The organism is Acinetobacter baylyi DSM 14961 = CIP 107474 (assembly GCF_000368685.1).
In the GTDB taxonomy this organism is placed as follows: Bacteria; Pseudomonadota; Gammaproteobacteria; order Pseudomonadales; family Moraxellaceae; genus Acinetobacter; species Acinetobacter baylyi.
Map to the genome: position 1 here is coordinate 121,600 of NZ_KB849623.1, position 22,049 is coordinate 143,648.

General features: G+C 41.1%; 22 protein-coding genes. 16 read left to right on the top strand and 6 right to left on the bottom strand.

Annotated elements, in window-relative coordinates:
* Positions 1 to 32 precede the first annotated feature (32 nt).
* The 4 genes from F952_RS00585 to tig form a co-directional block, all read right to left on the bottom strand.
* Positions 33 to 746 (bottom strand): DUF2846 domain-containing protein, encoded by a 714-nt coding sequence (locus tag F952_RS00585; RefSeq protein ID WP_004920064.1) that lies wholly within the window; start codon positions 744 to 746, stop codon positions 33 to 35.
* A gap of 146 nt (positions 747 to 892) precedes the next feature.
* On the bottom strand, positions 893 to 2,203 hold the full coding sequence (clpX, locus tag F952_RS00590; protein ID WP_004920068.1) for an ATP-dependent Clp protease ATP-binding subunit ClpX: 1,311 nt from the start codon (positions 2,201 to 2,203) through the stop codon (positions 893 to 895).
* A gap of 28 nt (positions 2,204 to 2,231) precedes the next feature.
* A complete protein-coding gene (gene clpP, locus F952_RS00595; RefSeq protein WP_004920069.1) occupies positions 2,232 to 2,837 on the bottom strand; it encodes an ATP-dependent Clp endopeptidase proteolytic subunit ClpP in 606 nt (201 codons plus the stop codon).
* 192 nt (positions 2,838 to 3,029) lie between these two features.
* On the bottom strand, positions 3,030 to 4,364 hold the full coding sequence (gene tig, locus F952_RS00600; RefSeq protein WP_004920071.1) for a trigger factor: 1,335 nt from the start codon (positions 4,362 to 4,364) through the stop codon (positions 3,030 to 3,032).
* A 360-nt stretch (positions 4,365 to 4,724) separates the two neighbouring features.
* Between tig and F952_RS00605 the strand changes: the two genes are divergently transcribed.
* From F952_RS00605 to rdgB, 7 genes are all read left to right on the top strand, one after another.
* Positions 4,725 to 6,920, top strand: coding sequence for a TonB-dependent receptor (locus tag F952_RS00605; protein WP_004920073.1), 2,196 nt, complete (start codon positions 4,725 to 4,727; stop codon positions 6,918 to 6,920).
* Positions 6,921 to 7,031: 111 nt separating this feature from the next.
* Positions 7,032 to 7,715, top strand: coding sequence for a Fe2+-dependent dioxygenase (locus F952_RS00610; protein ID WP_004920076.1), 684 nt, complete (start codon positions 7,032 to 7,034; stop codon positions 7,713 to 7,715).
* 450 nt (positions 7,716 to 8,165) lie between these two features.
* Positions 8,166 to 9,863, top strand: a complete 1,698-nt coding sequence (gene leuA / locus F952_RS00615) for a 2-isopropylmalate synthase (protein WP_004920079.1) — start codon at positions 8,166 to 8,168, stop codon at positions 9,861 to 9,863.
* Between the two features lie 85 nt (positions 9,864 to 9,948).
* Positions 9,949 to 11,112 carry a homoserine O-succinyltransferase MetX gene (gene metX / locus F952_RS00620; protein ID WP_004920083.1) on the top strand — a complete coding sequence of 388 codons (1,164 nt, stop codon included), beginning with the start codon at positions 9,949 to 9,951 and terminating at the stop codon, positions 11,110 to 11,112.
* The gene (gene metW, locus F952_RS00625; protein WP_004920086.1) at positions 11,112 to 11,705 is read left to right on the top strand and encodes a methionine biosynthesis protein MetW; all 594 of its coding nucleotides are present in this window, start codon (positions 11,112 to 11,114) and stop codon (positions 11,703 to 11,705) included. Before metX ends, metW begins: the two co-directional genes overlap by 1 nt.
* Entirely contained in the window at positions 11,702 to 12,289 is a 588-nt protein-coding gene (locus tag F952_RS00630; RefSeq protein ID WP_004920089.1) for a tetratricopeptide repeat protein, read from the top strand. Before metW ends, F952_RS00630 begins: the two co-directional genes overlap by 4 nt.
* A gap of 73 nt (positions 12,290 to 12,362) precedes the next feature.
* A complete protein-coding gene (gene rdgB / locus F952_RS00635; protein WP_004920091.1) occupies positions 12,363 to 12,995 on the top strand; it encodes an RdgB/HAM1 family non-canonical purine NTP pyrophosphatase in 633 nt (210 codons plus the stop codon).
* 280 nt (positions 12,996 to 13,275) lie between these two features.
* Here rdgB and F952_RS00640 read toward each other — a convergent pair whose 3' ends face one another.
* Complete coding sequence (locus F952_RS00640; protein ID WP_004920094.1) at positions 13,276 to 14,154, bottom strand: AEC family transporter; 879 nt, start codon at positions 14,152 to 14,154, stop codon at positions 13,276 to 13,278.
* Positions 14,155 to 14,305: 151 nt separating this feature from the next.
* Between F952_RS00640 and tatA the strand changes: the two genes are divergently transcribed.
* The 4 genes from tatA to F952_RS00660 all read left to right on the top strand — a co-directional run bounded on the left by tatA (position 14,306) and on the right by F952_RS00660 (position 17,919).
* Entirely contained in the window at positions 14,306 to 14,527 is a 222-nt protein-coding gene (gene tatA, locus F952_RS00645; RefSeq protein WP_004920097.1) for a Sec-independent protein translocase subunit TatA, read from the top strand.
* A gap of 12 nt (positions 14,528 to 14,539) precedes the next feature.
* Entirely contained in the window at positions 14,540 to 14,998 is a 459-nt protein-coding gene (gene tatB / locus F952_RS00650; protein ID WP_004920102.1) for a Sec-independent protein translocase protein TatB, read from the top strand.
* On the top strand, positions 14,995 to 15,756 hold the full coding sequence (tatC, locus tag F952_RS00655; RefSeq protein WP_004920104.1) for a twin-arginine translocase subunit TatC: 762 nt from the start codon (positions 14,995 to 14,997) through the stop codon (positions 15,754 to 15,756). Before tatB ends, tatC begins: the two co-directional genes overlap by 4 nt.
* 177 nt (positions 15,757 to 15,933) lie before the next feature.
* Positions 15,934 to 17,919 carry a PhoX family protein gene (locus tag F952_RS00660; RefSeq protein WP_004920107.1) on the top strand — a complete coding sequence of 662 codons (1,986 nt, stop codon included), beginning with the start codon at positions 15,934 to 15,936 and terminating at the stop codon, positions 17,917 to 17,919.
* Positions 17,920 to 17,967: 48 nt separating this feature from the next.
* Here F952_RS00660 and F952_RS00665 read toward each other — a convergent pair whose 3' ends face one another.
* On the bottom strand, positions 17,968 to 18,744 hold the full coding sequence (locus F952_RS00665) for an NRDE family protein (RefSeq protein ID WP_004920110.1): 777 nt from the start codon (positions 18,742 to 18,744) through the stop codon (positions 17,968 to 17,970).
* A 92-nt stretch (positions 18,745 to 18,836) separates the two neighbouring features.
* Here F952_RS00665 and lgt point away from each other — a divergent pair, with 92 nt between their 5' ends.
* From lgt to F952_RS00690, 5 genes are all read left to right on the top strand, one after another.
* On the top strand, positions 18,837 to 19,658 hold the full coding sequence (gene lgt, locus F952_RS00670) for a prolipoprotein diacylglyceryl transferase (RefSeq protein WP_004920114.1): 822 nt from the start codon (positions 18,837 to 18,839) through the stop codon (positions 19,656 to 19,658).
* A gap of 154 nt (positions 19,659 to 19,812) precedes the next feature.
* The gene (locus tag F952_RS00675; protein WP_004920115.1) at positions 19,813 to 20,199 is read left to right on the top strand and encodes a hypothetical protein; all 387 of its coding nucleotides are present in this window, start codon (positions 19,813 to 19,815) and stop codon (positions 20,197 to 20,199) included.
* Positions 20,192 to 20,560 carry a hypothetical protein gene (locus tag F952_RS00680; protein ID WP_004920119.1) on the top strand — a complete coding sequence of 123 codons (369 nt, stop codon included), beginning with the start codon at positions 20,192 to 20,194 and terminating at the stop codon, positions 20,558 to 20,560. Before F952_RS00675 ends, F952_RS00680 begins: the two co-directional genes overlap by 8 nt.
* Positions 20,561 to 20,670: 110 nt before the next feature.
* A complete protein-coding gene (gene thyA / locus F952_RS00685) occupies positions 20,671 to 21,513 on the top strand; it encodes a thymidylate synthase (RefSeq protein ID WP_004920124.1) in 843 nt (280 codons plus the stop codon).
* A gap of 12 nt (positions 21,514 to 21,525) precedes the next feature.
* A complete protein-coding gene (locus tag F952_RS00690; protein ID WP_004920127.1) occupies positions 21,526 to 22,035 on the top strand; it encodes a dihydrofolate reductase in 510 nt (169 codons plus the stop codon).
* Positions 22,036 to 22,049 lie beyond the last annotated feature (14 nt).

Genomic DNA, 22,049 nt, shown 5'->3' on the forward strand with positions numbered 1-22,049 from the left:
GCTCATATGGCCTTGAAGTCATTTTAAAGAAATCACCATGTTAAGGGATTCCAGATTTTAAATGGTTTCACCAATAACACATCAGACTTTTCATCATATTTTACTGGCTTGATCTCTTGTGGTTTATTACGAATATTGCCAGAAGCATCTTGCGCTACAAAATTATAACTTGATGACTTCAATCGGGTAAATGCAATCTCATGATGACCTGTCTTTTCTTGCATGATCAAAAAAGGACCTGTTCGCTCCTTCCTTGCAGGATTCTCTTCATCGTATTTTAAATAATATGTTTGCCCAGCATCAACGCTCATATCAATATATTTGGGTTCTTGAAAATGAAAAACCGTGAGTGGTCGGCTGGTCGAAATACGATATGTTCCTGCAGGTAATTCAATCCAGTAGTAATGGTTATTCAATAAACTCGGAATACGCTGACCATTCACAAAAATATTGGCTGCCGCAATTTCCTGCTGATTCCAGCGTGTATCTGGTCGGTAAAGATATATCACCGCTGCCTGAGGATTTTGAGGTTGAATCGGTTGAAAATATTGACCAAGCTTTTGATTGACCCACCCTCCCACAGAGAATTTACCCACATGGTATTGATCCATTAAACCAGGTTCTTTATTGGTATCTACGCTTGGTAAGGTTGCAGTAAGTGTCTGCGGCTCGGTCTTTAACTGAGCTTTACTATGACAACCTGCTAATATCCCAATACAACACAGTGATAATAATAAATAACGCATGATATCCCTCTAAGCGCTGTCTTATTTGAATTATTTGCTCGCAAAACTATGCGTATCTCAAATTTAGATTAACATCTCACTTTACAATTGCAATAAAAAAAGCATGAAATGCCGAGGCAAATCATGCTTTTCAGACCAATGAAACATTATGCAGATTTAGAATCAATGACCTTTAAATCAGCAACGTTATGTTCATGGGTATCTTTTTTTTGAGTATGCTCTTTCTTGTACTCGGGTTCTGCTTCACCACGAATCACAGCTTCATTCACCACGACAGTGCCAATATCCTTACGGCTTGGCAAATCATACATGGTTTCAAGCAATACATTTTCCATGATTGAGCGCAAACCACGTGCCCCTGTATTCCGCTCAAGTGCTTTCTTGGCAATCGCTCGTAATGCAGACTCTTCAAACACCAGATCAACATTTTCCATTTGAAATAATGACTGGTATTGACGCGTTAAAGCATTTTTTGGTTCAGTTAGAATCTGCATCAATGCTGCTTCATCTAGCTCTTCAAGCGTCGCAATAACAGGCAGACGACCAATAAACTCTGGAATTAATCCAAATTTCACCAAATCGGTTGGCTCAACCTGACGGAACAATTCAGCCAGCTTTTTGGTTTCGTCTTTCTTTTTCACTTCGGCATTGAAACCAATACCACCTTTTTCATGACGCTGCTGAACAATCTTTTCAAGACCAGCAAAAGCACCACCACAGATAAACAGAATGTTCGAAGTATCGATCTGAATAAATTCCTGCTGCGGATGCTTACGACCACCTTGTGGCGGAATCGAAGCAACTGTGCCTTCGATCATCTTCAATAGCGCCTGTTGCACGCCTTCGCCAGATACGTCACGGGTAATTGATGGATTTTCAGATTTGCGGGTAATTTTATCGATCTCATCGATATAAATAATCCCTTTCTGTGCTTTCTCAACATCGTAATCTGCTTTTTGTAAAAGCTTCTGTACAATGTTTTCAACATCTTCACCCACATAACCTGCTTCGGTCAGTGTGGTGGCATCAGCCATTGCAAATGGCACATCCAGTAGACGCGCCAACGTCTGTGCCAATAAAGTCTTACCTGAACCCGTTGGCCCAATCAGTAAAATATTACTTTTTGCAATTTCAACTTCGTGCTTGGATACATGTCCAGACTGACCAGCCTTTAAACGCTTGTAATGGTTATACACTGCAACAGATAGCGTTTTCTTTGCCAGATCTTGACCAATCACATATTGATCTAAAGCCGCCCGAATTTCATGAGGTTTTGGCAAATCTCGACTTGCCCAATCCCCTGCTTCAACTTGCTGGCTAGTTTGAACAAGATCCAAGCACACATCCACACATTCATTACAAATATAAGCGTTTTCGCCTGCGATCAGTTTTCCGACTTCAGCCTGAGATTTACCGCAAAATGAACAGTGTTTTTGTCCTTGAGGATGTTCGGACATATCTACTCCACAACTTAAATCTTAATTATTAGGGACGCTTAGATAAAACTTCATCCACTAAACCATATTCTTTTGCGGCTTGTGCGGTCATGAAGTTATCACGATCTGTATCACGAGCAACTCTCTCATAATCTTGACCGCTGTGTTCTGCCATCAAACGGTTTAAACGTTCTTTGATAAACAGAATCTCGCGCGCATGAATTTCAATATCTGATGCCTGACCACGAAAACCACCCAGTGGCTGATGAATCATGACACGGGCATTTTCAAGGCAATAACGTTTACCTTTTGCGCCTGCATTGAGTAAGAAGGCTCCCATTGAAGCCGCTTGTCCCATACAGTAAGTCACCACATCAGGTTTAATAAACTGCATGGTGTCATAAATTGCCATACCAGCAGTTACAGAACCGCCTGGTGAATTAATATAAAGATGAATATCTTTATCTGGGTTCTCAGCTTCTAAAAACAACATCTGAGCCACAATTAAATTGGCCATGTTATCTTCCACTTCACCTGTGAGGAAAATGACACGCTCACGCAAAAGGCGTGAAAAAATATCAAAAGAACGTTCGCCACGCGAAGATTGTTCAACCACAACAGGAACTAAAGCATTTTCAATCGTTGGAACATACATACGTTTATTTATTCCTAAATTTTTGTAACTTAACCCATAACGACAATATGAGGGATAATGACTAAAATTGCAAAAACATTCCAAACGAAATATCAGATTATTTCGACTTAAGATAGCAGAATTGTTTGAAAGATAACAAAATCACAACATCAATAAAAAAAGGCGCTTACGCGCCTTTTTTACGATCCAGAATTAACGAGCCTGACGAGCTTGTTGTTCTTTCAATAAATCATCATAAGAAACTTCTGTTTCAGTCACTTTCGCTGCAGCAAGAATATGATCAACCACTTGATCTTCTAATACAACTGCTTCGATTTGTGCACGTTGTTGCTTATCATTTTTAAAGTAATCAACAACTTCTGTAGGATCTTCATAAGAAGATGCCATCTCGTCGATATAAGTATCAACACGTGCTTGATCGACTTCAAGTTTCGCATCAGCCAATACTTTGCTTACGAGTACACCAAGTTTTACTGATTTTTCAGCTTGTTCTTTAAACAATTCGTCTGGAAGCATACTCTTATCAAATGATTGCGCACCCGCACCACCAAACTGCTGAGTAAATTGCTGAATCATTTGCTCGCGTTGACGATCAATTTCCTGAGCAACCATTGCTGATGGTACGTCAATCTCATTCGCTGCAACAAGCGCATCAAACGCTGCTTGCTTAACTTGGTTACGAAGACCGTTACGAACTTCACGCTCCATGTTTTTGCGAACATCAGCTTTTAACTTTTCAACACCATCTTCTTCAGAAATACCAAAGATTTTTAGGAATTCAGCATCAATTTCAGGAAGTTTTGGCTTTTCAACTTGCTTCACTGTGATCTTGAATTTTGCTGCTTTACCTGCAAGGTTCGCTGCTTGATAGTCTTCTGGGAAAGTGACATCAATAACTTTCTCTTCACCCGCTTTCATGCCGATGATACCGTCTTCAAAGCCCGGAATCATACGACCAGAACCAAGTACCAGTTTAAAGTCTTCAGCAGAACCGCCTTCAAACTTTTCACCGTCAACTTCACCTTCAAAGTCAAACGTGACTTGCATGTCTTTTTTGGCCATACCTTTCGTTACAGCCCAAGTTTGACGTTGCTTTTGCAGATTTTCGATCATTGCATCAACGTCTTTATCGTTGATTTCAGCAGCCTTACGTTCAACTTCAAGCGTATCAAATGCTTTTACTTCAACTTCTGGATACACTTCAACTGTTGCTTCATAAACTAAAGCGTCGTCTTTATGTTCTACTTTTTCAATGTTTGGCATACCCACAGCATTGATTTTTTCTTGTTGAATCGCTTCAAACACAGTATCACGAATAATGTCGTTAACAACTTCTTGGTAAATACCTGGGCCAAAATCAGAACGTACACGGGACAATGGCACTTTTCCAGGACGGAAGCCGTTGATCTTCGCAGTTTTGGCAGTGCGTTTTAAACGAGCTTCAAATTGCTCATTAATACGGCTCGTCGGTACAGAAACATTTAAACGACGGGCAACGCCCGAAACCGCTTCAGTCGTTACTTGCATGGCTTCCTCGATAAATTAGGTTAGTAGTAGCAATTTTTAAAAGTGCTATATTATATGACAACTTTTCCGATATACAAAACAGATCGTGAAAAAGCCTAGATTTAGCCTTAAAACAAGAAAAACAAATTCAGTATAAATCTTAAAAAATGCTTAAAAAAATTAATTTCATCTGTTCATACTTCATTATCTTAAAAATAAAAATAATACTTTTCAAAATCTTAAATATTAAATGTAATTTTTAATCTTTTAAAATCCATAATTTCTCTATTTTTTACCAATAAAACCAATCAAGAAAATTTACACATAAAAACAATAATCATTATTATTCGCATACTGTTTCTTATTGATATTGAGACTTCTATGGCGTTTATCACCACTCGAAAGAAGATTGTTTCTTCTGCTATTGCCTCCTCCCTTGCCGTCATGTCAACTCCCGTTATTGCGCAAGATGATGTTTCGCACCTTGCAACCATTCGTGCGCAAGCAGAACAAACAGAAAGCTTAAAAGTTGATACATCTGCCAACAAGAAATATGTCGCACCGTTACTCGACACACCAAAATCGGTCGCGATCGTTTCACAAAAATTACTACAGGACACCGGTGCAACCTCTTTAACGCAAGCCCTGCAAAATGTACCAGGTATTACCTTTGCAGCTGGTGAAGGCGGTACACCGTTTGGCGATACGCCTTATATCCGTGGGTATAGCGCACAGTCTTCCATTTATGTGGATGGCGTAAGAAATGCCACGACACAAAATCGTGATAACTTTGCAGTCGAGCAAATTGAAGTCACCAAAGGCTCAAGCTCTACACTTTCAGGCGGTGGCGGTGTGGGTGGTAGTATCAATTTGATTACCAAACAGGCACACCAAGGCGATGAATATCAAGGGACTGTTGCTGGCGGTACAGATAATTATCGTCATATTCAACTGGATGCCAATAAAGACTTTGGCAACGGTGTTGCAGGCCGAGTGGTCGTAATGGGACATCAAAATGAAAAGCCAGGTCAGAGCAATGGTGCCGAATATAATCGTGTCGGTTTAGCCCCAAGTATTGCGTGGGGACTTGGTACTCCAACACGTGGTTTACTGAGCTATTATTACCTGCAAAGTTATGATGAGCCAGATGCAGGTATTCCATTTCCAACCACAGGCGGCAAGCCGATTTCGGTGAAGCAAGGTACGTATTACGGCTGGAAAAATCGCGATTTTGATAAACGCGAAAACCACATTGGTACGTTCAAGCTTGAACACGATTTAAGTGACAATCTCACTGTGTCGAATGTAGCTACCTATACCAAATCTAAAACTGACTATATTTATACCAATGCCGATGACTCCAAGGGTAACGTGGCCAATGGCACCGTATGGCGTGGTCACTCTCTAAGCCGTATCTCCAATACCGATGCTTTTTCAGATCAACTGGCACTCACGGGCAAGTTCAATACTGGTATGCTTAAACATAGTTTTAATACTGGTGTTGAATACAGTGATCAAAGTACTGATTTGGGTCTTTATATCACGCCTGCCACCAGTAGCACCTGCACCAGCTCAAACTACCAATGTACAGACCTTTATAATCCAACTAACCCAGCATATACAGGCACCATTACACCTTATGCCAACATGTATACCACACGCAGTAAAACAACCTCACTGTACGCGCTGGATAGCATTGAATTCACACCACAATGGTTGCTAAATTTAGGTGTACGTTGGGATAAATTCGATACCAGCGTGAAATATCATAAAGCCGCGATGACGTATGCTGGTGTCGCATCTACAGGTGTCGATGTAGACAGTGACAGTGACTTTTTCTCTTACCAAACTGGTCTGACTTTCAAGCCAACAGAAAATGGCAGCATCTATGCAAGCTATGCCACTTCTGCAAACCCAGTGGGAATTGGTCAAGGAGACAGCAGCGAATCCAGTGTGAGTACCTCGATTGCAGATCTTTCACCTGAAAAAGCACGTACTGCCGAATTGGGAACTAAATGGGATTTATTTGATAAGCGTGCCAATCTAACAGCGGCGATTTTCCGCACAGAAAAGCAAAATACCCGTATTCAAGATGCATCGGGTCTGTACTCGAATGTTGGCGATAGCAAAGTTGATGGGTTTGAGCTGGAGTTAAATGGTCATCTTACCCCAAAGTGGGATATTTCTGCTGGCTATAGCTATTTAGATAGCGAGCTAAAAAATGGAGGTTACTCACGTGGCGCGGCAGTGCCATCGGGCGGCCCAATTCCGTTCGTAGCCAAAAACAGTGCGACGCTTTGGTCGACTTATAAAGTCATGCCAAAGTTCACCCTCGGTGCTGGCGCGCAGTACAAAGACAAAGTCTTTGTAAACTCAAGTACAACCGCAGAGAAATACTTGCCAGCATATACCATTTATAATGCGATGGCGAAGTACGATATCAACCCGAATGTGAATCTACAGCTGAACATCAACAACATCTCGGACAAACGTTATTTCACTAGCGCGCATGCGGCACACTATGCTTTTGAAGGTGATGGTCGCAATGCAGTACTCGCGATTAACTTTAAGTACTAAAATATAAAGCCATTATCGTTTTATAGCTTTAATGAAAACCCATATAAAATAGCTTCAATTGTTGAGGCTATTTTTCTATTTTCCAATGTCCTTTTTCATAGGTATTTCCCAATGATTCATCATATTCCAAATGTTCTCACTAAACAGCAAGTTGCAGAATTTAGGGCACTGATGGATACTGCTCAATGGGTAAATGGAAAAGTAACTGCTGGAACTTTATCTGCCTCAGTTAAACATAACCAACAATTGTCTGAACAAGACCCGCTTACGCATCATTTAAGCGATTTAGTGATTCAGGCGATTTGGAACAATCCAGCCTTTCAAACAGCCGCACTTCCCCATCATATTATTCCACCATTATTTAATCGCTACGATGAGCATGAAAGTTTTGGTTTTCATGTTGATAATTCCATTCGCCTGATTCGAGGCACGAGCCAGCAGATGCGAACCGATCTGTCGTGTACCCTGTTTTTGAGCGAACCTGAAGAATACGATGGTGGGGATCTGGTCATTGAAGATACCTACGGTTATCATGAGGTCAAATTACCCGCAGGTGATCTGGTGCTTTATCCGTCAACCAGTTTGCATGAAGTCAGTAGTATTACTCGCGGTAGTCGTTTCGCTTCATTTTTTTGGGTACAAAGTCTGGTTCGAGATGATACCAAACGACATCTACTTTTTAATCTGGATGAAACTGTACGTAGCTTGCGTATACAGCATGGCGATGGCTATCCAGAGGTAGTGAAGCTCACCAATATTTATCACAACCTCATACGAATGTGGTCTGAGGTTTAGACCACATTTTGAATGCGTAAGACTCAAACACAATAATTTTTATTAAAATATTAGGATAGTTTAGAAAAAATTTTCATCAACCATCCTAATCATGCAAAAAACAGGGAAACATTTTCCATTTATTCAAATTAAAATCTACAATATGATTTTGCATACATGACGTTTTTCACCTAGACTCAAACCACAAGATGTTTTTGTTGAGTTTAATGAAATCACTCAGCTAATTTTAACGGTACATAGCAATGAAATACGTTTTTGCTTTTTCCTCAAAAACGCCAAGCATGATGGCACTCCTGATGCTGCGCCAAGCGCGCGTATAAATAATTTTGCCTGAAACAGGCCCAGATTCTCTTGTTTTTTATTTAAATTTTAGTCATTCAATACCATATATAAATGTAGTGCTTTGCCTGAGAACAATCCCTCAAGCGCGCTACGACAAGGAGCACTCTCATGATGTTGGCAGATCCAAGCAAAAAATACCGTCGCATGTACCAGCGAGTCGATTTACCAGACCGCCAGTGGCCAAATAATGAAATTACCAAAGCGCCCATCTGGATGAGTACCGATTTACGTGATGGTAACCAAGCTATTTTTGAACCGATGGATATCGATCAAAAATTTAAAATGTTTCAAATGTTGGTCAAAATTGGCTTTAAACATATTGAAATTGGTTTTCCATCTGCATCACAGATTGATTTTGACTTTACCCGCAAATTAATTGAAGAAAACCATATTCCAGATGATGTGTATATCGAAGTATTGGTACAGGCACGCGATCATTTAATTGAGCGTACTTTTGAATCTTTAGCTGGTGCTAAACGCGCGATCGTGCATATTTATAATGCCAACTCTCCAACTTTCCGCCAGAAAGTTTTAAATGTCGGCGTTGAGGGTGCCAAAAAATTGGCCATCAATGCTGCTCATAAAGTCAAGGAATATGCAGCACAGTATCCGCAAACTGACTGGATTTTTCAGTACAGTCCAGAATGCTTCTCTGCCACTGAATTAGAAGTGGCAAAAGATGTCTGTGACGCTGTGACTGAAATCTGGGAAGCATCACCAGAAAATAAAGTAATCTTAAACTTGCCAGCGACTGTCGAAGTGTCAACACCGAATGTCTATGCCGATCAAATTGAGTGGATGCACCGTAATCTTGCTCGTCGTGATGGCGTGATTATTTCTGTTCACTGCCATAATGACCGTGGCTGTGGGATTGCAGCATCTGAGCTTGCCATTATGGCGGGTGCAGACCGTGTTGAAGGCTGTGTGTTTGGAAACGGCGAACGTACAGGTAATGTCGACGTTGCTGCAATTGCTTTGAATATGTATACCCAAGGTGTGGCACCAGAGTTAGATTTTTCTAATATCAATGAAATTATTGCGACTGTTGAAGAATGTACAGGCTTACCTGTACATCCGCGTCATCCATATGCGGGTGATTTGGTCTTCACCGCATTCTCTGGTTCACATCAGGATGCCATTAAGAAAGGCTTTGAATTCCAGAAAAATGAAGACATCTGGGATATGCCGTACTTACCAATCGATCCAAAAGATTTGGGGCGTGACTACGATGCGGTGATTCGTGTCAACAGCCAATCGGGTAAAGGTGGCATTGCGTACTTGTTAGAATCGAACTACAACGTGGTGTTACCGCGTCGTTTACAGATTGAGTTTTCACAAATCGTTCAACAAACCACAGATGCCAATGGTACAGAAATCAGTGCCTCTGAAATCTGGAAATTATTCCAAGATACCTATGTGCAAGCAAAAGAACAGCACTATACTGCGAAAAACTATCGTTTATCTGATATCAATGGAACCCAAATTATTGAATTAGATATTGATATTGATGGTGAAATTCAACAGCTTCGCGGTGAAGGTAATGGACCAATTTCCGCATTTATGAATGCACTTCAATTACCAATTGATGTATTAAACTATGAAGAACGCAGCATCAGCTCAGGTGCTAATGCCAAAGCCTTAACACTGATTGAAATTCAAGTAAAAGGTACTGGCAAGAGTGCATTTGGTGCAGGCGTACATGACAATACCGTCACTTCATCTATTGAAGCGATCCTTGCATGTACCAACCGCTTGATTGAGCAAGGTGTACTCAGCACAGAACAAGTTGCTGCTGCCGCAGTTTAATCTCGGTAAAAGACTCTTTTTGAAAGGATACCTATGGTATCCTTTCTTTTATTATTGATTTAAAGATAAAAGGCGAATTGCTCCCGTGTCTTTTCCATCTGACTCAGTGGGGTTGGTTACTCCGCAAAAGTTCCAATTTGAAGAACCTCTGCATCTCGAATGTGGTCGAGTGTTGCCACGTTTTGAGCTGATGGTTGAAACCTATGGCACCTTAAATGCAGACTATTCAAATGCAATTTTGATTTGTCATGCACTTTCTGGTCACCATCATGCAGCAGGTTATCATCACGATGATGATAAAAAAGCAGGTTGGTGGGATGCCTGTATTGGTCCTGGCAAAGCCATTGATACCAATAAATTCTTTGTTGTTGCACTGAATAACATTGGTGGCTGCAATGGATCAACTGGCCCTACCTCACCCAATCCTGAAAATGAAAACCGCCCTTACGGCCCAGATTTTCCACTGGTGACGGTGCGTGACTGGGTTAAAACACAAGCATTACTTTCGGATCACTTAGGTATCCAGAGCTGGTATGCAGTGATTGGCGGTTCATTGGGCGGGATGCAGGCTTTACAGTGGTCAGTCGATTATCCTGATCGTCTCAAAAACTGTGTGATTATTGCCAGTGCACCAAAGCTTTCTGCACAAAATATTGCCTTTAATGAAGTTGCCCGCCAATCGATTCTTTCCGACCCAGATTTTTATCACGGTCGTTATTTAGAGCATGACAGCTATCCCAAACGTGGTTTAATTTTAGCTCGAATGGTCGGACATATTACCTATTTGTCTGAAGAAGCCATGAAACAAAAATTTGGTCGTGACCTCAAATCGGGCAAATTTATGTATGGCTTTGATGTCGAGTTTCAGGTCGAAAGTTATTTACGCTATCAAGGCGAGCAATTTAGCCGAAACTTTGATGCCAATACTTATCTGATTATGACCAAGGCATTGGATTATTTTGATCCTTCTCGTGAGTATGAACAATCTCTAACCAAGGCTATGGCGCAAACGCAATGCCGCTTTTTAGTGGTGTCATTTACCACCGACTGGCGTTTTGCACCAGAAAGATCCCAAGAAATTGTAGATGCACTCATCACCAACCATAAACCCGTCACTTATCTGGACGTAGATGCTGAACAGGGACATGATTCATTTCTGTTTCCGATTCCGCTTTACGTGAAAACACTTCGTGCATTTTTAGGCGGTGAAGCACATTTAAAATCGACACCTCAAGTGGAGATCAACTGATGCGTATTGACCAACAACTTGCAGAAACGTGGATTAAACCAGGCTCAAGCGTACTAGATTTAGGCTGTGGAGATGGTGAATTATTGGCTCATATGAGTAAAAAACATCAAATTCGTGCTTATGGATTAGAAATTGATCAAGAAAAGATTGCAATTGCGGTCAGTCGCGGGTTAAATATTATCCAACAGGATTTGAACTTGGGCCTGCGCCGTTTTGCCGATCAGTCTTTTGACTATGTGGTGATGGCACAAGCTTTGCAAGCAGTAGATGCACCAGATGTTTTATTACGGGATATGGTGCGTGTGGGAAAACAGGCTATTATTACCTTTCCAAACTTTGCGCATTGGAAAACGCGCTCATTTTTAGCCTTGAAAGGAATGATGCCTGTTTCTGAAGCTTTGCCTTATATGTGGTATAACACACCCAATATTCACCTGTGTACTTTTAAGGACTTTGAAGCACTCTGTGCAGAAAATGAAATTCAAATTATTAATCGACTTGCCGTGAATGGGAATCAGCAAGGGAGTCTTCTGAGTAAGCATATCCCGAATTTGTTTGGTGAAGTCGCAATATACCGAGTGAGCGCTCTATGAAAAAAGCAGTATTTAGCACACTAGTCATTGGACTTTTAAGCTTTCAAGCCCATGCAGATTATGTGGCACAACCGCAATCTATTGCAGCACAAGCAGCACGTTATTCTGTAATGAGTATTCCAGAGCTGACTCAAGCAGCAAAATCTGGTCAAGCTGGTGCCCAGTTCTATTTGGGTGCACATTATCAGCACGGTAAAAATATTCCCAAAGATGATAAGCAAGCATTTACGTGGTTTAAGGCTGCAGCAGATCAGGGACTTTCCCCTGCTCAGCTCAATGTGGGCCGTATGTATGCAGATGGCGTCGGTGTTGCTAAAAATGAAGCAATGGCACGCAAGTACTTTGAAAAAGCGGCAAGTAATGGTGACAATCGTGCCAGCTACAATCTGGCGATGATGGAAGAACAGAAGAAAAACTATCAGGGTGCGTACCAATGGTACGAGCTTTCAACCCGTGACGGTATGCTGGACAATAAAGTCATTAATATGTCGCAAAGCAAAAAAACCGCTTTGGCTGCCAACTTGACCCAAGATCAGATTCGTCAAGCGGTTGATCGTGCGGATAAATGGATTCAGGCGCAGTAAGTTTTTTGAATTTTAAAGCACCTTCGGGTGCTTTTTGTTTTTTAGTTTTTCTCTTTTTACTCGAGTTTTAATTATGTCTGCACCACATTGGCTCTCTCAAGGCACACTCGTCTTAGCCAGCAACAACAAAGGTAAAATTACCGAATTTGAAAAGTTATTTGCCGAGCTTCAGCTTCCTGTCGATGTCATTCCTCAAGGCCAACTGAACATCCCAGATGCCATTGAGGACGGTTTAAGCTTTGTTGAAAATGCCATTATTAAAGCACGGCATGCCTCTAAAATTTCAGGGAAACCTGCGATTGCCGATGATTCAGGAATTTGTGTTCCTGTATTGGGCGGTGCTCCAGGAATCTATTCTGCACGTTATGCAGGTGATCATGGCAATGATGCTGCCAATAATGAGAAACTTCTGCATGACTTAAAGCCGTTCCGTAATGCTGAACAAGCGATTCAAGGCATGTTTGTATGCGTACTCGCCTTAGTCGAGCATGCCGAAGATCCTCTGCCGCAAATTTTCCAAGGATTTTGGCATGGCGAAATTTTGGAACAAGCACGTGGTGAACATGGCTTTGGTTATGATCCATTATTTTGGTTGTCTGAACTAAAAATGAGCAGTGCGGAAATGAGCAAGGAAGAAAAGAATAAAATCAGCCATCGTGGACAGGCGATGCAGCGCTTTCGTGAGAGTTTGATGACTAGAGAGTGAATAAGTTAAATAAAATTAGATACGCGAAAACGTCGTTCGCAACTGTTCGAGACAAACCACTATCTGCAATATATTGTTTCTGCGATATATTATTATGTAATGCAAGATAACGAGTTTTGCGAACGACAATGGTTTTGCCTACTTTTGCCAAATGAGAAACATCGTTTCGCAAGGTAGGTCGAACCGAAGGTTAAATCTGCTTTCAAGTCTTAATGGTCAAACACTGTTCTGAAATAACAACATAGCGGATTAAATTCTATTGGGCTTCGACCATTTAGACTTAAAAATAAAAATGCAGCAACATCCCATAAACAGCAATGACTACACAACTCACCATCGTACCCGATGCAATATACTTTGCCGAAAGACCAGTCCCTTGATAATGTGTTTCCAGTGCAACAATATTTGCCGCAGGTGGCAAACAGAACAACAAAAACATCACACCTATATATTCCTGAATACGTGGAATCGGTAGATAAAAATAAGCAATGCTACAAAGCACTAAACCACAAACGAGCTTTAACGCTAAAATCATGCTGCTGCGTTTCAAGTCATTAAAATTGACTTTGGTTTTGCGTAACCACATGCCTAACACGCACATTCCAGCAAAGGTCATTCCGACTTTACTGGCATGATAGACCAGATCAAACCAATGGGTATTTTGAATATTTTGTACATCCAATAAACGACAGAACCCTGCAAGAACAAGTGCAATAAAGGGTGGGGATTGCATGACTTTTTTTAAAATGATGCGTTTAGCTTGTGGTTCCGTAGAAACAGCAGTAACCGCCCAGATATTGCCAAAAATAGACCCTCCAATATATAACGCAACAATCGCAGGGCTAATTTGTGGACCAAAAATGGCAATTGCAAAAGGAAATCCCAACCATGCCATATTGACATAACTAAAGCATAAAGCACCTAGTCTGTCTTTAAATAGCGTAATAAATAGTCCATACAATAAACCTGCCGAGATGAAACTAAACAGCATTAAACTCAGGCTACCAGGTTGGTAAAACACCATATTGTAGACAATGACAATCGGTATAAACACGCGCGCCAACAAGGTTGCCAACAAGGGTTTTAAATGTTCGGAAAGCTTATATTGCGCCAGACATAACCCAACGATAAATGCAATCAGTGGAAGAATTAAACTCACAGTCCATCTCTAAAATACAATTTAAACTTTTGATAGGGATACTAACATTTCAATCTTAAAAAATAAGACTGTCTTAAAACTGCAATCCAAATGTCACAAGATTGTCATGCCAAACTGTTGAAATAACAACAAACTTTTGGAGTATATAAAAATGGCAGGTTTATCGATTTGGCATGTGGTCATTTTCTTGATTGTGGTCGTACTTTTATTTGGTACATCAAAACTAAAAAATCTCGGAAAAGATGTCGGCGGTGCAGTCAAAGATTTTAAAAAATCAATGCGCGATGAAACTGAAGAAAATGCTCAATTACATACTCCACGCACTATTGATGCAGAAGTTAAGACAGCAGATCATTCTTCTGCGAAAAGCTAAGAGTGTTTTAAAATGTTAGATGTCGGTTTTGGTGAACTCTTCTGTTTCGGGATTATTGCACTACTCGTGCTTGGTCCAGATAAACTTCCCGTTGCTGCACGTTTCGCAGGACGTTGGTATGCCAGAATTAAGCGTTATATCTCAAATATTCAAAATGAGATTGATCGTGAATTGAATCTTTCCGAATTCCGTAAAGAAATGCAGGATGAATTAGATCGTTTACATACGCTTGAGCAAACGATGCAGGCGCGATTAAAAGAAATCGAAAAAGCGTCAACAGAAAAAATTGCTGAACAGCCCAAACAACCGATTGAATCAGAACCATCTATCACGCCCCAAAAATACATATTTTGTATAACCCCACAAACGATTGTGCCTTTTTGCCATCAAAAGCAGCATTATCAACAGCCTGAACGTTATAACGACTTAGTGCTTGAATCTTCTTCTGTCGAGTTAAAGATTGCCGTATGAGCCAGATCCCTTCAAATGACATCATGCCTGCCCAAGAAACCTTGGAACAGATGCCTATTACTCAACATTTGATTGCATTGAGACGACACCTATTTAAGATCGTTGGGGTTACGCTCGCTTTATTTTTTATTTTATTACCATTTCGTAATACGACGTATCAGTGGCTGTCAGAGCCTCTTCGTCGCCAGATGCCAAGCACATCCTCCATGATTGCAACAGATGTTACAGCAACATTTATGGCACCTTTCAAGCTCAATTTATGTGTTGCCATGATGTTGGCCATGCCATTTATTTTATTTCAGCTCTGGACCTTTGTTAAACCCGCCTTATATGAAAAAGAAAAACATTTAGCCATACCACTTTTAGTGGGTAGTATTGTGCTGTTTTATACAGGCGTTGCTTTTGCTTACTTTATTGCCTTACCTGGCATTTTACATTTCTTTATGAGCGTTTCACCTGAAACTGTCGCGCCGATGACCGATATCAATAGTTATCTGGATTTCTGTTTAAAGTTATTTCTGGTTTTTGGTTTTACCTTTGAAATTCCAATTGCGACCTTATTGCTCATCTTGATTGGAATCGTAAATACACAAAGTCTGGTCGAGAAAAGACGTTTTATTGTGGTCGGTTGCTTTTTTATCTCGATGTTTATCACACCGCCCGATGCGATTTCCATGATTATGCTCGCTGTTCCAATGTGGTTATTGTTTGAGCTTGGATTAATTTTTGGAAAGATCCTCGAAAAACGTAGAGCTTAACATCTGGTTATTTTTAATACTGCAATCCTGTCCATTCACCAGGTGTATAATTATATGATTTATAAAAATTAATTCACAAAATTGTCTTCAAATTGACTTAAAAGTGTAAAAAAAACGTCACTAAGCTTTCTTAAAATCATTGCTGTTCCAAACACAAATAATTTATACGGATTTCTCATGACAACGACATCGGCAAATCAGCACCCTACCCGTCGCGATCTTCTAAAATGGTTTACTGGTATTCCTTTTTTACCACTCGGGGCAATGGCAACAGCAGCAACACTGGCAGGATGCAATGACAGTGACACATCAACTACACCAACAAAGACTGTAAACTTTAAAAGTGCAACATTTACCTCTATGGATGCACCTACGCTTAGCAACCCTGCAGCTATGGCGACAACAACAGTTAATTCAAAACTGAGTGTGAATTGGGATGATGGCTCTAAAACTGACTATCAGCTTGCCTATAAGCCATTTTTTAAAACAGGCGATCAAGTTCCAAGCTTAACATCTGGAACAGTGATCGCTGGTGGGTATGTTGATGCCAAAGGTAATCCTATCATCGACAAATCTATCCCAGGTTCTGAACGTCAATTTTTCTCGGACTGTCCAGATGGTTCTTCATTAATTACTGTACCCAATGCAAATGTTGCTGGGGTGAATAATCCAGTATTTCATGTGGTGCAATTTGAATACACAACAAAAGACCTGGCTGGTAAAAGTATGTATGGTAAATTACCATCGCCAATTGCAGTACTTACCCTAGATCAGGATCAAAAAACGGGTCACTTGGAACTTAAAAAATACTATAACGTTGATATGTCCATTGCGCATGGTTTATGGATTACCTGTGGTGCGAGCATGTCACCATGGGGAACTCATCTTTCTAGCGAAGAATACGAGCCAGATGCATTTGATCAAGGTGTCGGGACTGCGCTATCTACAGTGACTGCTTATAGCCAAAACTACTTTGGTGATACCACCACAGCAAATCCATATAACTATGGACATTTGCCTGAAGTCACGGTTCATGCAGATGGTACAGGCAGCGTGAAAAAGCATTTCTGTGTAGGTCGTATTTCACATGAATTGGTACAGGTGATGCCAGATAATCGTACCTTGATTATGGGCGATGACTATACCAATGGTGGTTTCTTCATGTTTGTTGCAGATAAAGAAAAAGATTTATCTGCAGGTACACTCTATGTTGCCAAATATACTTCTGTATTCTCTGAAAATACCATTGCACCGATTCAATGGATTAACTTGGGGCATGCCACCAGCCAAGAAATCTCAGATTTGGTCAATGTGAGTAAAATTAAGCCGACTGATATTATGGAAAGCTTATCTACACAACCTGCGGATACAACAGGCTATACTCAAATTACCCTCAATACCAAAACACTATGGGTAAAAGTTAAATCGGGTATGGAAAAAGCAGCGGCTTTCCTTGAAACACACCGTTATGCAGCATTGAAAGGCGGAAGTATGGCCTTTACCAAACTGGAAGGCACAACCGTCAATATCAAAGATAAAGTGGCCTACTCTGCGGTATCTTATTTGCAAAAATCGATGGTCAAGAATGGTTCTGGCTGGGTGGAATCAAATAACGTTTCTTTCAGCAAAGCAATCAATGCTGGTGCTGTCGTAGCGCATGACATGAAAGGTGGCCAAATTGATTCGACTGGTGCAACCATCAATAGTGACTGGGTTGCTTATCAATCACGTGTCTTGATTGCAGGAGAAGATCTTGCAGCCTCAGATACGCTTGGCAATACAGCCAATCCTGATAAAATTGCCAATCCTGATAACTTGAAATACTCGGAAGCATTACGCACCTTATTTATTGGTGAAGACAGCGGGATGCATGTCAATAACTTCTTATGGGCATATAACGTCGATACCAAAGTATTGTCACGTATTCTATCTACACCAGCAGGTGCAGAATCAACAGGCCTTCACGCAGTCGATTCAATCAATGGCTGGACCTATATCATGAGTAATTTTCAGCATGCCGGAGATTGGGAAAGCATTCACTCAAATGTAAAAGGCACACTGCAAAGCTATATCAATGCCAATTATAATAATGGTTATGCGGCTGCCGTTGGTTATCTTACTGCTGATCCTATTGCACCATCGATGGTAAAAAAATCATCATAAAATCAAGTGTAGTGTGTGTGCCAAGTGAGTTTTAACTTACTTGGCATTTTATTGAATCTGAATATCCATTCGCATCATCTCTCCTGCATGATCCCCCCACTGGGTTTTCTCTGCCCAGATCCAGCGTCGTTTCATCAGTCTTAAAAAATTGGAACAGCGTGTACCGTACACTGGACTTTGAATAAATGTCGAAGACAGCAGTTCTTCCATATCTGGATGGATTCCTGTACTCGGGAGTAATTCTGGAATGACTTTACGCTCATCCTCCAGAATATCCCACGCTGTATATTCTAAATCGTGTTCGGCGATTTCAGCCTGTAACATCGGTACAAACTCTTGAGTAAACCTTTTGCGCAAATGCGCTGTTTTTTCCCAATGTTCAGACATCAGACCATTGGATACCACGTAAACGCCTTTTGCCAATACCTGTGGCGCTTCACCACGATTACTCATATAAACAGCCTGACTCTGATCCCCCATAAATAAATTAAAACCTGCATAGTGTTGTTGCCTTTGCTCAAGCTGTTTGGCAAAACGAATCGGGGCTAAATCAGACAATAAAAAATCTTCAACCAATGTTCCCCGAGAAGTGTCATAGATCTTTTTATCATGGCCATCACGAAAATTTGTCACCACCGCCCAACGCCCCGAAGCTGTAATCCCCATCCAGGTGCCGCCCGACTGTAAATCCCGACCTGCAATAATCGGTGTGTTTTCCCAAAGATGTAATTGTGTTGTGGGACGTGCATAAAACTCATCCCGATTCGATAAAAGACATAGCGGGATCTGATCAAACACTTGCCATGCCAGTGCAACAATACACATGATGTTTTCTCTTTAACTTTACACACTGAATGTACAACATTTTTCTCACATTCCGTTAAAATCTCTGCCAAAGATAAAATGAAGGAACAGGTATGCTCACCTATCCAAATATTGATCCTGTTGCACTTTCACTAGGTCCACTGAAAGTACACTGGTATGGTCTGATGTATTTACTGGCATTTTTATGTGCCTGGGGACTGGCCTCCTACCGCGCGAAACAACGTGACAGTTGGACTTCAGAAATGGTTTCTGATCTGGTCTTTTACGGTGCTCTCGGTGTCGTTCTAGGTGGACGAGTCGGCTATGTCCTGTTTTACGAGTTTGATAAGTTTCTGGCCAATCCGATCTGGCTGTTTCAAGTCTGGACTGGGGGCATGAGTTTTCATGGTGGCTTCATTGGGGTCATGCTCGCCATGATTTTATGGTGCCGTAAATATCAAAAGACTTGGTTCGAAACATTAGACTTTATTGCACCTTGTGTCCCTACTGGACTGATGTTTGGCCGAATTGGTAATTTTATTGGAGCTGAACTCTACGGTCGTGAAGTTCAAGATCCTAATTACCCGTTTGGTATGATTTTCCCAACCGATCCATTCCACCTTGTACGTCATCCCTCTCAGATCTATCAAGCTATATGTGAAGGTCTACTTTTATTTATCTTACTGTGGTGGTTTAGTTCAAAACCACGTCCGCGTATGGCGGTATCGGCCTTGTTTCTGATGGGCTATGGTGTTGCTCGTTTTGTAGTTGAGTTCTTTAGAGAACCTGATGCAGATCAGGGCTTCATTTTATTTGGCTGGATGACCAAAGGTCAAATTCTGACTGTGCCGATGTTACTCATTGGTCTGTGGATGATCTGGTATGCCTATCAACGCAAAGTTTATGACTGGGGCCCATTAAAAACCCACAAATGATTTTGAGATGCCCTTTTAGATATAAAGGGCATCTTCTTATCTAACTCTTTTCGATATGTTATCACCTATAGCTCAATTTGATCAAACCTAGTAAACATTGAGCGAAGCAGGTATTGTGCTACATTTGATTGATTATTGGCTGAGATTTTTACTTATGCTTGAATTCTGGTTCGATTCGACCATTTCCCGTGCCAAAAAATTTCTTATTCTAATTAGCACCTTACTGGTTGCACTGGGTTTGTATCATTTTCAGCCCTTACCTACAGACGTCATTTTAATGTTTACAGGAACAGGCATTATTTTTCTGATTTGTCGCTATCTAAAGTTGAATTTTTCCGATAAAAAGCCTACCGGGCTTCTTTATCGTTTACTCACCTGGATTCCAATTGCACTTATTTTTGCCCTACTGTTTGTCAAAACCATTGACAATTTGATGTGGTGGGGAGTTCAAGGCATTGCATTCATGGCACTGGCGGTCTTTATTTTTTCACCGCAGTTTTTATTTAAATCATCGAATTCAAGCGTGAATCCCGATGCTTGAATTTTGGTATTCCGAGCGCATCACACGCCCCATACGTTTTGGATTTTGTATTGTGCTCTGCGTCTTGATCTATTGGCTCTCCAGCATTCAACAGCTCACCCCTTATTATGTTCTTGCAAGCGTCATGATTGGCATTGTGATCCATCTCATTCGTCATAAGTTGCAGCAAATTCATCAGGGCAATCCATACCGTGAAGGCTTTAAAATTTTAGCAACCGTATTGCCAATTATGGCACTCATCGTCACCATCTTCATGCTGCCAGAAACAGCAAAATGGATACTCGGCCTGCAAGTTTTGGGCTTTACTGTGCTTGGAGTATGTCTAGCCTCTACAGCACATTACCGCGAGCCACGTAAATAACTGAGACAAGATTGTTTACTGTTCTTTGAAGGCAAAAACCGCTAAAATTTGCAGTCGATTGAAACTTGTTGTTGCTTAGTCAAGCGGCAACTATACGATTAGAGAGAATCATGCGCACCTATTTAGACCTTTTACAACATATCCTCGACAACGGCGGCGACAAAGGTGACCGTACAGGCACAGGGACACGTTCTGTATTTGGTCATCAAATGCGTTTTGACCTATCTCAAGGGTTTCCTTTACTTACCACCAAGAAAGTACATTTCCGCTCAATTGTGATTGAGCTGCTGTGGTTTCTCAAAGGCGATACCAACGTTCAATATTTAAAAGACCATAAAGTCAGCATTTGGGATGAGTGGGCAACGGCAGAGCAAACTGCACGTTTTGGCCGTCCAGAAGGCGAGCTTGGCCCAGTTTATGGACACCAATGGCGTAATTTCGGTGCTACTCAAAATTCAGATGGGAGCTACAAAAACGACGGTTTTGATCAAATCAAATGGCTCATTAATGAAATCAAGACCAATCCGAATTCACGTCGCTTGATTGTATCAGGCTGGAATCCAAATGAAGCCGGACAAGTGGCTTTACCACCTTGTCATACCCTGTTTCAGTTTTTTGTTCAGGATGGCAAACTCTCTTGTCAGCTCTATCAACGTAGTGCCGATGTGTTTTTAGGTGTGCCATTTAACATTGCCAGTTATGCCCTTCTCACCCATATGATTGCGCAGGTGTGTGGCCTAGGTGTAGGCGATTTTGTCTGGACGGGCGGTGACACCCATTTATACGCCAATCATTTTGAGCAAGCACAACTTCAACTGACACGTGAACCGTTACCACTTTGTCAGCTTAAATTAAACCCTGAAATTACCGATCTGTTTGATTTTAAATTTGAAGATATTGAAATTGTGGATTATCAATCCCACCCTGCAATCAAAGCCCCTGTTGCCGTATAAGGAAGCTCAGCAATGGCATTTCAAGATTTAGAAGTCGTGCATGTGGTTGCGATGGATCAAAAACAATGTATTGGTAAAGGCAATGCATTACCTTGGCACATTCCTGCCGATCTCAAACATTTTAAGGAAATCACTCAAGATGGCGTCGTGATTATGGGTCGTAAGACACTTGAATCCATGGGGCGCACGCTCCCTAAACGTGTCAACTGGGTGATTACCCGTGATCCTAATTGGCAGTTTGAAGGCGCCAAAGTTGCATCCAGCATAGAAGCTGCACTTAAAGGCGCAGCTCAGGATCTACAACATACTGATAAGAAAACACTGTTTATTATTGGTGGTGGGGAAATTTTTAAACAAACCATCAATATTGCAGACCGTTTGGAATTGACGCATGTCGAATTAGATGTACAAGGTGATGCCTATTATCCTGCGATTCCTTCACAATTTAATAAAGTGTCGAGTGAAAAACACTTTGATGACAAAACAGGTATTGCGTTTGAGTTCGTAAGTTATCAAAAATAAAGACAATCTCTAGC

What these genes read in the sequence shown, in the direction of transcription:
- clpX (WP_004920068.1), bottom strand. Translation starts at nt 2,203, where the DNA reads ATGTCCGAACATCCTCAAGGACAAAAACACTGTTCATTTTGCGGTAAA.
- tig (WP_004920071.1), bottom strand. Translation starts at nt 4,364, where the DNA reads ATGCAAGTAACGACTGAAGCGGTTTCGGGCGTTGCCCGTCGTTTAAAT.
- rdgB (WP_004920091.1), top strand. Translation starts at nt 12,363, where the DNA reads ATGTCTGCACCACATTGGCTCTCTCAAGGCACACTCGTCTTAGCCAGC.
- F952_RS00660 (WP_004920107.1), top strand. Translation starts at nt 15,934, where the DNA reads ATGACAACGACATCGGCAAATCAGCACCCTACCCGTCGCGATCTTCTA.
- F952_RS00630 (WP_004920089.1), top strand. Translation starts at nt 11,702, where the DNA reads ATGAAAAAAGCAGTATTTAGCACACTAGTCATTGGACTTTTAAGCTTT.
- leuA (WP_004920079.1), top strand. Translation starts at nt 8,166, where the DNA reads ATGATGTTGGCAGATCCAAGCAAAAAATACCGTCGCATGTACCAGCGA.
- F952_RS00675 (WP_004920115.1), top strand. Translation starts at nt 19,813, where the DNA reads ATGCTTGAATTCTGGTTCGATTCGACCATTTCCCGTGCCAAAAAATTT.
- clpP (WP_004920069.1), bottom strand. Translation starts at nt 2,837, where the DNA reads ATGTATGTTCCAACGATTGAAAATGCTTTAGTTCCTGTTGTGGTTGAA.
- tatB (WP_004920102.1), top strand. Translation starts at nt 14,540, where the DNA reads ATGTTAGATGTCGGTTTTGGTGAACTCTTCTGTTTCGGGATTATTGCA.
- tatA (WP_004920097.1), top strand. Translation starts at nt 14,306, where the DNA reads ATGGCAGGTTTATCGATTTGGCATGTGGTCATTTTCTTGATTGTGGTC.
- F952_RS00585 (WP_004920064.1), bottom strand. Translation starts at nt 746, where the DNA reads ATGCGTTATTTATTATTATCACTGTGTTGTATTGGGATATTAGCAGGT.
- lgt (WP_004920114.1), top strand. Translation starts at nt 18,837, where the DNA reads ATGCTCACCTATCCAAATATTGATCCTGTTGCACTTTCACTAGGTCCA.
- F952_RS00690 (WP_004920127.1), top strand. Translation starts at nt 21,526, where the DNA reads ATGGCATTTCAAGATTTAGAAGTCGTGCATGTGGTTGCGATGGATCAA.
- thyA (WP_004920124.1), top strand. Translation starts at nt 20,671, where the DNA reads ATGCGCACCTATTTAGACCTTTTACAACATATCCTCGACAACGGCGGC.
- F952_RS00680 (WP_004920119.1), top strand. Translation starts at nt 20,192, where the DNA reads ATGCTTGAATTTTGGTATTCCGAGCGCATCACACGCCCCATACGTTTT.
- metW (WP_004920086.1), top strand. Translation starts at nt 11,112, where the DNA reads ATGCGTATTGACCAACAACTTGCAGAAACGTGGATTAAACCAGGCTCA.
- tatC (WP_004920104.1), top strand. Translation starts at nt 14,995, where the DNA reads ATGAGCCAGATCCCTTCAAATGACATCATGCCTGCCCAAGAAACCTTG.
- F952_RS00665 (WP_004920110.1), bottom strand. Translation starts at nt 18,744, where the DNA reads ATGTGTATTGTTGCACTGGCATGGCAAGTGTTTGATCAGATCCCGCTA.
- F952_RS00605 (WP_004920073.1), top strand. Translation starts at nt 4,725, where the DNA reads ATGGCGTTTATCACCACTCGAAAGAAGATTGTTTCTTCTGCTATTGCC.
- F952_RS00610 (WP_004920076.1), top strand. Translation starts at nt 7,032, where the DNA reads ATGATTCATCATATTCCAAATGTTCTCACTAAACAGCAAGTTGCAGAA.